Origin of the sequence: Wolbachia endosymbiont (group A) of Pogonocherus hispidulus, assembly GCF_964028195.1 — a bacterium.
GTDB lineage: Bacteria > Pseudomonadota > Alphaproteobacteria > Rickettsiales > Anaplasmataceae > Wolbachia.
Genome location: NZ_OZ034750.1, coordinates 1,566,066 through 1,579,930 on the forward strand (window position 1 = coordinate 1,566,066; position 13,865 = coordinate 1,579,930).

Sequence of the window (13,865 nt, forward strand, 5' to 3'; positions counted from 1 at the left end):
CTTATGTTAGCTTTAAAGCTACAGTCATTCCTTCATCAGTTGGAATCAATATAGAGAAATATTTCTTTTCATCTGATAATCTATTATTGAACTCCCTCATAGCATGCCATGATTTTTCTGATACTTCTTTTGGAGGCGATTCTAAAAATACTGTATTAAACAATAGAGTGTTATCTGCAACGATTAGCCCATCTTGTTTAATGTATGACTCTGCCCAATCTAAATACTTAGGATAACTACTTTTGTCAGCATCGATGAATATCATGTCAAATGGTGCCTTTGCTGATAATTCATTAAGTTTTTCCAATGCATTGCCTTCTATTAGAGTAATTTTATCACTCAGATTAAAAGCACTAAAATTTTTTTTTGCTATTCTTGAGTATTGAAAATTATTTTCTATTGTATATATGTGACCATCTTCCAGTAGAGCTTTTGCCATGCAAATCGACGAATAACCGTATAATGTGCCAACCTCAACAATACTTTTGATTTTATGGATTTTTATAAATAAACTTAATAGCTTTCCTTCTTCAGGGCCAATCTGAATATGTTGCTTTTTTTCAAGAATACAATATTCTTCTATTTTTTTATATTCTTTTGCAAATAGATTTCTTATATATGACAATTTTATACTAGAATTATTACGCATTACGTTTTATATTATAAATTAGGGAGGCTTAATTCATACACAATTTATAAATATAATAATATAGTTTAAAATAATAAAAACATTTATTTTAAGTTATTATTTCATAGTATAAAATTTTAAGTGACAAAAATTATTATATATCGTACTATGGTTAACTAGTATAATAAACAATCGATTATTATACTAGAATTAAAGGGATTGTTTATGCGCATTTCTCTTTTTAAAATATAATTTTTATAATCAATTAGAGGGGGTTATATGTCTTATACTATTGCTAGTGAAGTTGAAACGTTAAACAAAAAATCTAACAAGAATGAAGGGGTTATGTTACTACATAATCCAGCTTATCGTGAAAAGTATAAAGAACGTTTTAATGAAGCTCAGAGAAAAGTTATGGATATGGTTCAGTTTTATGATGGGACAATAGTATTAATAGAGAATAAAATCGCTATGTATTACTACACTTGGCACAGTAAAAAAAGAGAGTTTGAGCGTAAAAAACAACAAACAGTAGTGAAAAACAATGGCTCAGCATAGGTATCCGTTCAGCAGAGTGGTTTAAGAAACGATAGATAGGAGATTGTGAAAAGGGTTTAACCCCCTTTGTTTCCATGTCAAGTATAATGAAATTATTCGCTCAAGAAGGGAGTGTTAAATAAACTGTGTCAAACCGCATTTTTAACTCAACTCAATTTTCAGTCTGTTAGGAAAGAAAATGTCGAGCTGAGACATAGTTAATGCCCAATTAGGCAAAGCCATAGTCCATTTCTCCTCTACTTTCTTTATAGCACAATATACCTGTTTGTACAAGCTGGTAAACGAGCCCTTAGTTTTAGTGAACTTTCTGATCTGTCTGTGTAGCCCCTCTATGGGATTGGTGGTGTAAATTATCCTCCTAACTGGGTCAGAATACTTAAAGTAACCAGATAAATTTTCCCAGTTATTCTGCCAAAACCATAGGGTACTTTGTGCCCCATTTTTCACCCAATTCCAATAGATAATTCTCGGCAATTTCCCTGCTTGAAGCTTGATATACCTTCTTTAAATCGCTCAAAAAACTTTTTGCATCTTTACTAGCCACGTACTTCAGTGAGTTGCGTATCTGATGCACTATACATAGCTGTACTTCCGCATTAGGGAACACGCTGTTTATAGCTGCAGGAAAGCTTTTTAGCCCATCAACGCAGGCAATTAGAATATCTTCTACTTCTCTCTCTTTTAGATCATTTAGTACTCCCAACCAAAAGTTAGCTCCCTCACTTTCAGCCAAATAAAAGCCCAGTACTTCTTTTCTGCCATTTTGCTAATATGTTGTACATACATTTACTCACGCAATGTCCGTCCTCCTTGATCTTAAAAAACATCCCATCCATAAACACTATTGGATATACTGATTGCAGTGGACGGCTCCGCCATTCATTGATTACAGGCAGTAATTTGTCAGTAATACTTGATATCTCTGCCACCGATATTTTGTGATCATAAATTTCCTCAACATGTGACGCTATATCTCTATAGCCCATACCACTGGCAAATGTGCTCAAAATCTTCGTTTCAAGCTCTGGATGTAAGTTTGTTTGCCTTTTTTTGACTATTTGTGGTTCGAAACTTCCTTCTCTATCTCTTGGCGTCAAAAGCTCAAATGAACCTGCGCTTGTACGTAAAGTCTTTGCATTTCTCCCATTTCTTCGATTATTTTCTTCACTTTCAGCCAACAAGTGGTTTTCTATTTCACCTTCTAGACTCGCCTCCAGCAACCTTTTTATAAACGGTGTTAATGCTCCGTCCCTTCCTGTCAGCGGTCTTCCTTCTCGTATAGACGACAGGATATTTGTTTCTAATTCTTTATAATCTACCAATCCGGTAGTTCTGTTTACTACTTTCTGACTCATTGTCAAACCTCCATTTTTTTATATCAATTTATTACTTTTCTTTTCGGTTTGACACAGTTTATTTAACACTCCCACTTTTGCTTGAGGAATAGAAGGCTATCAAAGGAGTATGATTTGCTTACAACATCTACTGAAAATTTCATATATTTAGCTATAAACAGGGTTATGTTACAGAGGGAATATTCTTGAATTTACTAGTTTCCGGACAACCTCTATAATTTCCTTTTCAAGGTTTTTAAGGGTTTCTCGGGTGGCTTCCAAATGATAGCTAATTGCTTCAATTTCAATCTTCTCTAAAGGCTTCCAGGTATACTGTTGAATAGAACGCTCAAATCCCACTTTAGTTTTCCTTTTTAATCTTTATCCCGTGGTAATTAAAAAGACTATGCATTTTATTGATTAAAGATACCTTTGATTTTACTAACAGATCTCTTGTTTGAAGAATAGAAACTAACTGCTAACATTGTTTGCTTTTATGCCTTGCCTCAGGCAACATATCTTTGCTTAGAAAGAAAGCAATAGCTCTTGCATCATGCTTGTCTGTTTTGTGTATAGAGCGGCGCACAACTTCAAACTGTCCGGGAGCAACTATTACCACACGCTTAACGTAAGGTGAAACTGCATCATAAAAGAAACAGCTATTGCCTGTTGCTTCTATAGCCACTTTATCTGTTTCTTGAAGATTTTCGATAAAATTATCCAAGTCTTTTAAGCAAAACGTTTGAATATACTCTGGCTTCCCTTCTTGCAGATAACAAGCAGTAAAACTATTAGTATAACTCCAATGTGACGCATTTTTTCCTCCAATTGCATATTTCAATATATCAGAGTACCGGTTGTTCCAAACTCCTATACGAGGTCATCACATTTTGTGAGCCTCACCGGTGGCAGAATCTGGGTCACGAGGTCTTCTTCCTACACTCCATGTAAGAGCAGAAAGTGCCTCAAAAGAAGTACCAACCTGCCACCTATCCACTCTGAGAAGTTATTATCTTCTCTTGCTTTCAACCAAGCAATACTTATTCATATCATCTGGGTAAGGTCAATCAGAAAGGTCACAGTCATATAATAAAAGACCAAGGACGTAAGTATTTCTTTCCTTTTGCAGAAGAATATTGTCACTTATTTACTTAACAATTCAAAAAACTTGAAAGAATAAAGATAGCTATTGAAATTATCTTGATTTACATCAGTTATCCAAGTTTGACATTGAATACTTAACACTTCCTCTATTAACGCCTTTCTGTAATGTTTATCCAGATGAGACATTATATCATCAAGTAGAAGAAGTGGTGCCTTATTGTAGTGAATACACCTTGCTTTTACACTGGATAAAATAATAGAAAGCAGTAATAACTTTTGTTCTCCAGTGGAGCACAGATTTATTGGTACGTTTCTTTTTTGACAAAAAACCCGAAAATTATCGTTATGCACACCAAAGGTTACTCTACCAGTCAATGAATCTTTTTCTCTGTTTTCCTTTAGACGATTCTGAAAATATTCTGCAGTATCGTCCAAAGTTAGCTGGCTGCTGAATTTCAAACTTGCCTTCAGAAAAAGCTTACTGGAATGGTTATCAATTGTGTCTTGTAATATTTTCAAAACAGACGATCGCATATGTAAAATACTAACTGCATTAACGGCCATTATGTTTTCAAGACTAGAGAACCAGTTTTTGTTCAAAATGTTCTCCCTCAATAGTTTACTTCGCTCATGTTTAGCTTTTCTATATTTCATGTAGCAGCAAGTGTAATTTTCTTCAAACAGTGAAACTATACGGTCTAAAAATTTTAATCTGTCACTTGGAGAATTAAGAAGAACATAGTCCATTTGTGGAATCAGCCATATTACATTGGATATCTTATACAGAGATGAATAACTTGATTGCGTTTTTCCATCAATTTGTATTAGTTTCTTATCAAAGCTCTTTGCGATACCAATTGAATTAAAATCCGTTCCATTAAAAAAATCATAGTGCACTACCCAATCTTCATTACTGAATCTATTTTGTATCTCACTGGCTTTTGCTTTTTTCATTCCATTGCTTTTAGCAAGCAACGAGATTGCTTCAAGTATATTAGTTTTACCAATACCATTTTTGCCAGTTATTACAACTGAGCTATCATCTGAATCCAGTTCAAAGTTTGAGTGGCTACGAAAATTATGTAATTTCAACTTTTTTATGTAGCAATGGGTAGCCATTAACCTATTCTTTAGTTTATATTCTCTTTACTTCTTCCAGAACCTCATCAACATGTCCACTAACTTTTACATTTTTCCAGATCTTCACTACTTTACCTTTTTTATCTATTAAAAAAGTAGTGCGTTCTATTCCCATATACTTTTTGCCAAACATACTTTTCTCTACCCAAACACCATATTTTTCCAACATTTCAGCATTCTCATCAGAAACTAAAGAAAATGGCAGAGAATATTTTGCTTTGAAGTTAGCGTGGCGCTTAACACTATCTTTTGATACACCAATTATCACTGTGTCAAGGGAAGAAAAATTATCTATTTTATCTCTAAAGCCTTTTGCTTCCATCCTACAACCCGGAGTATCGTCTTTAGGATAAAAATAAAGAACTACATTTTTTTTATCAAAAAATTCACTCAGTGATAAATTTTCACCAGAATCTGTTGGTAAGCTAAAATCAGGTGCATTATTTCCTACTACTAACTCCATACCTTGCTCCATTAATAACACTTCTATCTATAGTAGTATATTGTAGTCAGAGTATCAAATTTTATATATAGCTAACACAGATAAGATTCTTGACAGGGAGCTTATTGATAACTGCCTTCTCGGCTTGCTGCTTTTGATAAAGTGTGGTTTTCAAGACCATATCAATAGATCCTATTAAAAATCAATCGAATCTTCACATGTTTGTTCTTCATAAAAAAAGTTCAATGTTATCGTAGTACCAAGTTTTGCTTCACTTTTAATGTCGAAAGTTCCACCCATTAACTCTACTAATTTCTTGCTTAGCGGTAATCCGATGCCCGTACCTTCATTTCTATATCCCGAATCTGCTTGGCCAAAAACAGACATAACTTTATATATATCCTGCTGCATTATTCCTATTCCATTGTCATGAAACTCAATAGTTAATAAGTTTTTTTCTATATTTTCTTTTATCACCATTCTTATTAAACCATCTTTGGGAGTAAACTTGATTGAGTTTGATAATAAATTTATTATAACTTGTTTCATTCTCTTAGGATCTGCAATGACTAATAATTGTTTATTAGTCGTCTCTTTTTTTAAATTAATCCCGGCTTCTTTTAATTTAGGTAATAGCATATTTACGCATGAATCTATTATTTTGTTCAGGTTAAACTTCACTTTTTCTACTGTTAAACTACTTGATTCAGCTTTTGAAAAATCTAACACATCATTAATTAAGGTAAGTAAGTGTGTTCCTGCATTATATATATCGTCTGCATACTCCTTGTATTGAGAGTTATCCATTGAACCTAAAGTTTCATTTTTGATCAACTCCGCAAATCCAATAATAGCATTAAGGGGTGTGCGTAATTCATGTGTAACGCTTGCAAAAAATTTTAGCTTATTTGCATTTTCTTGCTCTAATGCCTCTTTTATCTGCTGTAATTCAATGTTAGTTTTATGTTGCTTGGCTAGCATTTGGGTATTAGAAAAGTGCAAATAGAACATTATTAATATTAAAGTTATTAATAATAAGCCCAAAAATGTTAAAAATAGGCCATATGCTATAACATAAGAATTATTGTAGTTTCGAAGAATCTTCAAAAAAAACGACGGTTTAGCGCTATTTTCATGGAATATAGGGAAAATAGAAGTTAATGTATTTCCTGTAGTATAAAATATTTCTTGGTTATTTAGTAGTTTATCAATTTCATCATTTGTAAGCAACTGTTCATAATCATGATCTTGAGTGTTAAAGTTACTGAATATTATTCTGCTGTTTTGATCATACAGTATTAAGCTGAAATCCTTTACTTTGCTCACTGATTGTAATAATTCAGCACGCAGTTTTACCAGTTGGTTTATGTAGTCAAAATTTTTGTATTTAATGTGATGCTTTTCTATTAGTAAATAATGGTATTTTTTTATTATGCCATTTTCCAGTATACTTTTTAAGTTTACACTTGAATCACGGTAAGAAGAAAGGAAATTACTCCTTGGTAAATAGTTACAATATATCACACTGAATAAAATCATAAAGATCGATGAGAGTAATGCAATAACTTTTGTGTATTTGTTTTTCTCCAGCGCAGAAAACATTAATTTACCTAGCTTATACATATCCTTCTTATTGTGAAACAACGGTTTTTATGTTATTAATAATAAAATTTAGCATATAATATTTTATGATAATTTCTCCTATTTTGCCAGTTTATTCTCCTGTTAACATAAATTTTTCTTATGGTAAAGGTATTTACTTGTATGATATTGACGGTAAGCGCTACGTAGATTTTCACTCTGGAATAGCCGTTAGTAGCTTAGGTCACACCAATTCGCGATTAATTAGTGCTCTAAAATTGCAAGGAGAAGAATTATGGCATATATCAAATACCTATAATATACCTGCTGCCAATAATTTTGCAGAAAAATTAATAAACAACAGTTTCGCTGACACTGTATTTTTCTCAAATTCTGGATCAGAGGCAGTAGAATGTGGGCTTAAGATTGCTAGGGTCTATCAAAACGGAAAAGGCAATAAGAACCGTCACAGAATTTTAACATTTCATGGTGCATTTCATGGAAGAACCTTTTTAACTTGTGCTACAAACGATAAACAGAAATTTTCTGAATTACTAAATCCCTACATTGATTGGTGTGATAACATCGAGCCCAATATTGAGAGCATAAAGAAAGCAATTTTAAGTGGTATAGGTGTTATATTAATAGAACCGATACAAGGGCAAGGTGGTATCAAAGTAATGAATGAAGTCTTTATGAAAGAACTAAGAAAGCTGTGTGATGAAAATGACATATTGCTATTTTTTGATTGCGTACAATGCGGTGCTGGTAGGACAGGAAAATTATTCGCATACGAACATATAGGAGTGGAACCTGATATATGTGCTCTTGCAAAGGGAATAGGAGGAGGCTTTCCGCTAGGGGCTTGTCTTGCAACTGAAAGGGCTGCTAAGTATATGGCGGTCGGTATGCACGGTTCCACTTTTGGTGGCAATCCGCTTGCAACCTCAGTAGGTAATGCTGTGCTCGAAGAATTGCTCAGTCCTGGCTTTTTGAAAAATGTTGAAATTAGAGGTAAGTATTTAAAAAATAAATTAGAAGACTTAGCAAGTAAATTTCCAATAATAGAAGAAGTGAGAGGGAAAGGGTTAATGCTTGGAATAAAAGTGAAAGCAGACAATCAAAAGTTTGCAGAAGAGTTAAGTCATCGTGGTTTACTCACTGTTGGAGTAACATCAGATAACGTTGTGAGAATTTTGCCTCCATTAATCATAACTGGAAAAGAGATTGATGAAGGAATTGAGATTCTGAAACAATATTTATCTGAGAAATCTTCTGATTAGATACTTGTATTAATATGAACGACAATCTGGTATGCTTAGGAATTATTACTTCTCCTCACGGAATTAAAGGAGCTGTTAAAGTAAAAACCTTTACTGAAAAGCCCGAAAATATCTCCTTATATGGTGAGCTAATAAGTGGTGATGAGAATTATAAAATAGACTCGGTATCCGTCATAGGTGATAATTTAGTAATAGCTACAATAAGCGGAGTAAATTCCCGTAATGAAGCAGAGCTTTTAAGGAATAAGAAGCTATATATAGAAAGAAGCAAGTTACTGGAGCTAAATGATGAGGATGAATTTTATCAAAGTGACCTTGTAGATATGGAAGTAAGGCTGGAAAGTAATGAATTATATGGCTATGTAAAATCTATATATAATTTCGGCTCAGGGGATATATTAGAAATTTTAGTTATCAGCACAAAAAAACGCATTATGCTGTCTTTTACCAAAGAAATGTTTCCGCACATAAACATAAAGGAGAGGTATATGGTGCTCAATATGCCAGAATTTATTGACTAATAAAGACTTTGATATTTATATAAAGCTATTTATAATTGTAAGATCAAACTGAAAATGTAATTATGGCAGAAAGAGCTAACGATATCAGACCAGGTCAGGTGTTGGAACATAACGGCGGATTATTTTTGGTTGTAGGTATTATGCATACTCAACCTGGTAAAGGTGGTGCATACATACAAGCCGAAATGAAAAACATTAAAACCGGAGCAAAACACTATGAAAGATTTCGCTCTGATGCAACAATCAGAAGGGCAATTTTAGATGAAGAGGAGTATGTTTACCTTTTCACTGAAGGAAACATTGTAAATCTTATGCATCCAAGTAATTACGAACAAATCACTATAAATTTAGAATTATTGGGAGAAAAAAAGATTTATTTGCAAGATAATATGAAAATTAAAGTAGTAACTTATCAAGACAAAATAATTTCTGCGCATGTGCCTGATTATGTTACACTTGCTGTGAAAGAAACAGAGTCTGTTATTAAAGGACAAACTGCTACTGCTTCTTATAAGCCTGCAATTTTAGAAAACGGAATGCGTGTTAACGTGCCTCAGTTTATAAAAGAAGAGGATAAAATTATAGTACACACTACTGATGACAGCTATTACGAAAGAGTAAAAGAGTAAATGTCCATTTCCTCACCACGAATCAATGTGATGCTTGATTCTGTGCGTAGTGCTTCCAGGCAGCTTATGCGCGATTTTAATGAATTGCAAATTTCTAATGTTAAATCAGCAGACTTCATTAATAAAACTTATTCAAAATCCAAGCAAACCATATACGATTGCTTGCACGACTACAAACGAGACTATGGGTTTATTTCCGAAGATGATACTGACCAAGAAATAAAAGATAACGGTTACACTTGGTTTATTATGCCTATAGAGGGCAGGGAGAATTTTTCTAGTTGCATGGTTTATTTTGCAGTATCAGTCTGTCTCATTCATAAAAATAAAGTTGTGGCAGCTGTAATTGATGCTCCGGCTCTTAGAGAAACTTTTTGGGCAGAAGAAAAGAAAGGTGCTTTTCTTGAGGATTTTAGATCTCGTCATATAAAAATGCGGGTGAAAAGCCGTGAAGGGGGTCTAATAGATGTAAGTGGTAATTTATTAAATAAATTGCTGCCTGGCAATAGTAATGTACGCTCCATCGGTTCAACAATTTTAGGCTTTGCGTACCTTGCAGCAGGAAGGCACAGAGGAGCAGTTTACTCTGGAGTTAACAAATATAAAGCCTTGCTCGGTAGACTTTTTCTGCAAGAAAGCGGTGGAAGGCTAACGGAAGACAACGGATTGATTATTGCTGGCGATATTAAATTAGGATAAACAGGCTACAGAGATAGACAACTTTTCGAAAACTTTTACAAGAGATTCTGTTAAATGTTCTATCATTTCATCAGTATGATAAGGTGTAGGGGTAATACGGAAACGCTCAGTTCCTCTTGGCACTGTTGGATAATTTATATGTTGAACGTATATTCCATGCTCATCAAATAATAATTTTGATGCTCCTTTGGATAACTCTGGGTCGCCAATTATTATTGGAATTATATGAGTTTCTGTTGGAATGAAATTAATTCCTGTATTTCTCAGTGAGTTTTTTACTTTTTCAACGACTTGCTTTTGCTTTTCCCTTTCAATGTTGCTCGATTTTAGGTGTTCAACGCTTGCCTTTGCTGCCGCTGCTAAAACAGGCGACATAGCAGTGGTGAAAATAAATCCTGGAGCGGAACTTCTTATTACATCTACCAAGCTCTTTGAAGACGCTATATACCCACCCATCACTCCAAAAGCCTTCGATAGTGTACCTTGAATGACGGTTATTCTATCCATCAGGCCTTCTCTTTCTGCAATTCCGCCACCATGTGAACCATACATGCCAACTGCATGCACCTCATCCAAATAGGTGATTGCATTATGTTGATCTGCAAGATCGCATATCGCTTCAAGCGGCGCTATATCGCCATCCATTGAATATACGGATTCAAGTGCTATTATCTTTGGTGTTTTTGTGTCTACGGATTTTAACAACTGCTCTAAGTGATCAACATCATTGTGTTTAAATATATGTTTTGGTCTTTTTCCTGATTTTATGCCTTCTATCATTGAAGAATGGTTCTTCTCGTCTGAAAAAATTACTACATTTGGGATAATAGACGATAAAGTGCTAAGTGTAGTCTGGTTAGCAAGGTAGCCACAAGCAAAAGTTAAAGCAGCCTCTTTTTTATGCAAACAAGCTAAGGATTTTTCAAGTTCGACAACCTCTTTTGTTGTACCAGATATATTTCTTGTTCCTCCAGCGCCAACAGATGAATTTTGAATAGCAGCAATAACACTCTCATTCTGTGACATTCCCAAATAGTTATTACTGCACCAAACAATTACTTCCCTATTTCTTTCGTAGTCCATAATGTGGGGGAGCCTACCTGGCAATGACGCAAAGTGCGTAAATTCACGGTAGCGCCCCTCATCTTTTATATCTTTGATTTTGTTTAAGAATATTTCTTCGTAGTTTACCAAGTTTTTATTCGCTAATAATTAATATAATTATAATAAATTATTAAATGGTAAACTACAATATTTATTCCTTATTATGCTGTTAGTTCAGCTGTTTTAACAGTTTCAACATTGCTGTTTTCAACTGAGCTTTTAGGTGTGTAGCAGTATATAACTGCAGCAGCAACCAGACAACAAGCTCCAACTGCTATCCCCACTGCTAACATCTCTAGGCAAACTACAATAGCTACCCCCGAAGCAACTCCAGCTAGTGCTAGTGCAGAAGCAGCTACAACAGGCAGCTTACTACTTTTTGTGTTTTGTGGATGCGTTTCAACATCGTTATCTTCAACAACTACGTTATTAGAATTACCGATGACAACAATCTGCGGACCTTGTGAATCACCTTTACCTGTAAGTTGATCATTACCCTCTTTACTATCTGTTGTAGTTACCACAGGCTTTTCATTGTCAGTAATATCTTCAGTTGTAGACACATCGCCAGCATTTGAAGAGGCGCTACTGTGCTCATCACCACTTAAAGAACTAATATCATCATCCACAGTGCTTGTATTGTTAGCTGAAACTTCTAGTTGTGGATCACCTTCGCTTTCAAGCTGAGGATTACCCTTATCACTTGGAGAATCTGGCGTATCACTTGTTTGTAGTGTTATGTATTCAGTAGACTGATTAGCAAGAGTACCTGTAGTATCACTAACATCTTTACTTGAAGAATCTAGCTCATCACTTACTGATGGTGCATGATCATTTTGAATCACATAAAGCCATTCACTAAGAAGTTTCACAATCTCTCTGAGTTTGCCTCCTTGTTTACTTTTCTCCTCGCCCTCTAAACTAGCAATTTTCGCTTTGGCTTTACTTAATGCTTCTTGTAAAGCAGATTTAGTAGATTCAGTTATACCAATTTCTTTCTGTCCCACTATAAGTTTTACTGTCTCAAGATCAACACTCTCAAGAACATTACAAAGAATTTCTTCTATGGCCTTTCCTTGGTTAGTTTGAATCCCAGAAAACGGAAACAATTCCTTAATTTCTTTAAGTTTGCTTTCTTGTTGATTCTTTCATTACTTTGTGTCTTTTTTTTAGGACGGAAAAAATTAGAAAGTCTTTTCTGAACCGACCCCTTTTTACTTTGTCTCTCCTCTTTAGAGTTGGTCGACTTGTCAGCATCAGGAGTTTCTATTCCCGAATTGGTCAAAATATTAACATCGGGAAGTCCTTCTGCCAAACTGACTGACTTATTTTTACTTTGTTTTAAACTGACACCCACAGTAGGTACTCCTAGACGGGTGTGCTTACTAGGTTTAGGATTGCTCAAATGCTTGTTAAAATATTCTACACGTTCAGCCACAGTCTTTTCACCTTCTTCAAGATTATTCGTACTGCCAATATCAGAAATTTCCCCCGAATCGGCCCAATTTTCAAACAATTCTGCCAAACCAGTCTCATCCCTTTTGTTTTGTTCCCTAAAATTGATCGTCGATCCTCCTTTAGAATTAGTCAAATTGTCAATATTATGAAGTCTTCCCCCACAACTGACTGACTTTTCACTTTGTTCTTTAAATTTGGTCATTACACCCTCCTTATTATTATTGCCTCTGGGCTTCTTTATTGAAGCCCTTATGTCACCCATAATACCATTTCTTCTATCTTTGTCAAGAAATTTATCATTTCTATTGCTGAGCTCAGAATATCTATTAATTATTTCAGAAAATGAAGCATTCTTATGTTGATCTTTCACTTGTTTAAAATATTGCTTATCGCTACTTGAATGGGTGCTTGGAATAAGGCAACTGGGTACAGTTAGTACATCATACACTTCCCTAGCAGCCCGGGAAAGGATGTAGCATGTTGCAGATGTATTATTATCCGACTTAAAATTTTTTGGTTTTATCTTTAGAACAAGATCATGATAAACTTCCAATTTGTGGTCATGCACGCCGGCACGGAATATCTTCCTATTTTTAATTGTTTGCCTACATGTTTGTAATGCATAAAACCAAATGGTACTGCAGGTATTGCATCTGATAAATTAGCTACCCTAATAGTCTTCCTGCCAAAAAGCTCATTACAAACTTTAGCAGCATCACAGTCAAAAACCCTTGGGGCACCAAAAGTTGCAACATGTAAATTTTTTACATTCTCTGTTACGCTCAAACATAGAGCAGCTATGTTAGCGACAGCACCTCCCATGCTGTGACCTGTAAGATTAATTTTTAAATCTCTGATTTCTAATCCTTGATCGTTAGCGTACCCTTTTAATATCCCGTAAAGACTCTCCCAGGAATTTTCAAATACGGAGTAGAAGCCTAGGTGAATTTCACCACCTTTGGGCAGAAGTTCATATTGACGAATTAAAGGTATTTCAACATCTATCTTGAAGTCATAAGAATTACAAGTACCGCGGTATGCTATAGTTACTTCCTTACCCCTTATGAAAATATAACCAGTATGTTGAACTTCTCGACCGGGAATAATGCCATGAAATTGAACAACTTTGTAACCCTCTTTCTCAAGTTGAGCAGGAGTTTTATATCCTCCTTTCTTTAGCTTAACAAACTCATTGTTTTTACAACCACAATCGCTAACATAATAGCCTACCATAGCGAAATTGACCATCTCTAATAACTTCTTTTGGTTAAATCCTGCAATTTTAGTTAGATCCCTAGAATTGTTCCTGCTTTTAACTTTACCTGTAACACCTGCTGTTTGTGGAATAGGTTTTCTAAGTAGATTAATTATATATTACCTCACA

14 protein-coding genes and 3 pseudogenes are annotated in these 13,865 nt (G+C 34.6%); 7 read left to right on the plus strand and 10 right to left on the minus strand.

Annotated elements, in window-relative coordinates:
* Window position 1 precedes the first annotated feature (1 nt).
* On the minus strand, window positions 2-649 hold the full coding sequence (locus ABWU58_RS07620) for an O-methyltransferase (protein WP_353283117.1): 648 nt from the start codon (window positions 647-649) through the stop codon (window positions 2-4).
* Between the two features lie 258 nt (window positions 650-907).
* On the opposite strand from ABWU58_RS07620, the gene ABWU58_RS07625 reads away from it, so the two are divergent.
* Window positions 908-1,186, plus strand: coding sequence for a DUF2671 domain-containing protein (locus ABWU58_RS07625; protein WP_353275930.1), 279 nt, complete (start codon window positions 908-910; stop codon window positions 1,184-1,186).
* A 141-nt stretch (window positions 1,187-1,327) separates the two neighbouring features.
* On the opposite strand, the pseudogene ABWU58_RS07630 reads toward ABWU58_RS07625, so the two are convergent.
* Window positions 1,328-2,541: pseudogene (locus ABWU58_RS07630) on the minus strand (IS256 family transposase).
* Window positions 2,542-2,625: 84 nt separating this feature from the next.
* On the opposite strand from ABWU58_RS07630, the pseudogene ABWU58_RS07635 reads away from it, so the two are divergent.
* Window positions 2,626-2,730, plus strand: a pseudogene (locus ABWU58_RS07635) (IS5 family transposase); the annotation flags it as partial.
* A gap of 6 nt (window positions 2,731-2,736) precedes the next feature.
* Here the strand turns inward: ABWU58_RS07635 and ABWU58_RS07640 are convergent.
* The 4 genes and pseudogenes from ABWU58_RS07640 to ABWU58_RS07655 form a co-directional block, all read right to left on the minus strand.
* Window positions 2,737-3,349: pseudogene (locus tag ABWU58_RS07640) on the minus strand (IS110 family transposase); the annotation flags it as partial.
* 314 nt (window positions 3,350-3,663) lie between these two features.
* On the minus strand, window positions 3,664-4,743 hold the full coding sequence (recF, locus tag ABWU58_RS07645; protein WP_353283118.1) for a DNA replication/repair protein RecF: 1,080 nt from the start codon (window positions 4,741-4,743) through the stop codon (window positions 3,664-3,666).
* A gap of 16 nt (window positions 4,744-4,759) precedes the next feature.
* On the minus strand, window positions 4,760-5,227 hold the full coding sequence (gene bcp, locus ABWU58_RS07650) for a thioredoxin-dependent thiol peroxidase (protein WP_353283119.1): 468 nt from the start codon (window positions 5,225-5,227) through the stop codon (window positions 4,760-4,762).
* Window positions 5,228-5,401: 174 nt separating this feature from the next.
* Window positions 5,402-6,829: a sensor histidine kinase gene (locus ABWU58_RS07655; RefSeq protein WP_353283120.1), complete on the minus strand. Its 1,428-nt coding sequence runs from the start codon at window positions 6,827-6,829 to the stop codon at window positions 5,402-5,404.
* Window positions 6,830-6,894: 65 nt separating this feature from the next.
* Between ABWU58_RS07655 and ABWU58_RS07660 the strand changes: the two genes are divergently transcribed.
* From ABWU58_RS07660 to ABWU58_RS07675, 4 genes are all read left to right on the plus strand, one after another.
* Window positions 6,895-8,070 (plus strand): aspartate aminotransferase family protein, encoded by a 1,176-nt coding sequence (locus tag ABWU58_RS07660; RefSeq protein WP_353283121.1) that lies wholly within the window; start codon window positions 6,895-6,897, stop codon window positions 8,068-8,070.
* A gap of 14 nt (window positions 8,071-8,084) precedes the next feature.
* Window positions 8,085-8,591: a ribosome maturation factor RimM gene (rimM, locus tag ABWU58_RS07665; protein ID WP_353283122.1), complete on the plus strand. Its 507-nt coding sequence runs from the start codon at window positions 8,085-8,087 to the stop codon at window positions 8,589-8,591.
* A 62-nt stretch (window positions 8,592-8,653) separates the two neighbouring features.
* Window positions 8,654-9,220: an elongation factor P gene (gene efp / locus ABWU58_RS07670; protein ID WP_265026164.1), complete on the plus strand. Its 567-nt coding sequence runs from the start codon at window positions 8,654-8,656 to the stop codon at window positions 9,218-9,220.
* A complete protein-coding gene (locus tag ABWU58_RS07675; RefSeq protein ID WP_182321100.1) occupies window positions 9,221-9,919 on the plus strand; it encodes an inositol monophosphatase family protein in 699 nt (232 codons plus the stop codon).
* Here the strand turns inward: ABWU58_RS07675 and hemA are convergent.
* Window positions 9,911-11,113 carry a 5-aminolevulinate synthase gene (gene hemA, locus ABWU58_RS07680; RefSeq protein ID WP_353283123.1) on the minus strand — a complete coding sequence of 401 codons (1,203 nt, stop codon included), beginning with the start codon at window positions 11,111-11,113 and terminating at the stop codon, window positions 9,911-9,913. The two genes, ABWU58_RS07675 and hemA, sit on opposite strands and share 9 nt — an antisense overlap.
* A gap of 71 nt (window positions 11,114-11,184) precedes the next feature.
* Window positions 11,185-11,868 carry a hypothetical protein gene (locus tag ABWU58_RS07685; protein WP_353283124.1) on the minus strand — a complete coding sequence of 228 codons (684 nt, stop codon included), beginning with the start codon at window positions 11,866-11,868 and terminating at the stop codon, window positions 11,185-11,187.
* Here ABWU58_RS07685 and ABWU58_RS07690 point away from each other — a divergent pair.
* Window positions 11,851-11,943 carry a hypothetical protein gene (locus ABWU58_RS07690; RefSeq protein ID WP_353283125.1) on the plus strand — a complete coding sequence of 31 codons (93 nt, stop codon included), beginning with the start codon at window positions 11,851-11,853 and terminating at the stop codon, window positions 11,941-11,943. The two genes, ABWU58_RS07685 and ABWU58_RS07690, sit on opposite strands and share 18 nt — an antisense overlap.
* A 143-nt stretch (window positions 11,944-12,086) precedes the next feature.
* Here the strand turns inward: ABWU58_RS07690 and ABWU58_RS07695 are convergent, their stop codons facing one another.
* Window positions 12,087-12,929, minus strand: coding sequence for a hypothetical protein (locus tag ABWU58_RS07695; protein ID WP_353283126.1), 843 nt, complete (start codon window positions 12,927-12,929; stop codon window positions 12,087-12,089).
* A 77-nt stretch (window positions 12,930-13,006) separates the two neighbouring features.
* Entirely contained in the window at window positions 13,007-13,714 is a 708-nt protein-coding gene (locus tag ABWU58_RS07700) for a lipase family protein (protein ID WP_353283127.1), read from the minus strand.
* Window positions 13,715-13,865 lie beyond the last annotated feature (151 nt).

Excerpts from the sequence above, each read along its gene's own strand:
- ABWU58_RS07620 (WP_353283117.1), bottom strand. The coding sequence starts at position 649 with ATGCGTAATAATTCTAGTATAAAATTGTCATATATAAGAAATCTATTT.
- ABWU58_RS07625 (WP_353275930.1), top strand. The coding sequence starts at position 908 with ATGTCTTATACTATTGCTAGTGAAGTTGAAACGTTAAACAAAAAATCT.
- recF (WP_353283118.1), bottom strand. The coding sequence starts at position 4,743 with ATGGCTACCCATTGCTACATAAAAAAGTTGAAATTACATAATTTTCGT.
- bcp (WP_353283119.1), bottom strand. The coding sequence starts at position 5,227 with ATGGAGTTAGTAGTAGGAAATAATGCACCTGATTTTAGCTTACCAACA.
- ABWU58_RS07655 (WP_353283120.1), bottom strand. The coding sequence starts at position 6,829 with ATGTATAAGCTAGGTAAATTAATGTTTTCTGCGCTGGAGAAAAACAAA.
- ABWU58_RS07660 (WP_353283121.1), top strand. The coding sequence starts at position 6,895 with ATGATAATTTCTCCTATTTTGCCAGTTTATTCTCCTGTTAACATAAAT.
- rimM (WP_353283122.1), top strand. The coding sequence starts at position 8,085 with ATGAACGACAATCTGGTATGCTTAGGAATTATTACTTCTCCTCACGGA.
- efp (WP_265026164.1), top strand. The coding sequence starts at position 8,654 with ATGGCAGAAAGAGCTAACGATATCAGACCAGGTCAGGTGTTGGAACAT.
- ABWU58_RS07675 (WP_182321100.1), top strand. The coding sequence starts at position 9,221 with ATGTCCATTTCCTCACCACGAATCAATGTGATGCTTGATTCTGTGCGT.
- ABWU58_RS07690 (WP_353283125.1), top strand. The coding sequence starts at position 11,851 with ATGATCATTTTGAATCACATAAAGCCATTCACTAAGAAGTTTCACAAT.
- ABWU58_RS07700 (WP_353283127.1), bottom strand. The coding sequence starts at position 13,714 with ATGGTAGGCTATTATGTTAGCGATTGTGGTTGTAAAAACAATGAGTTT.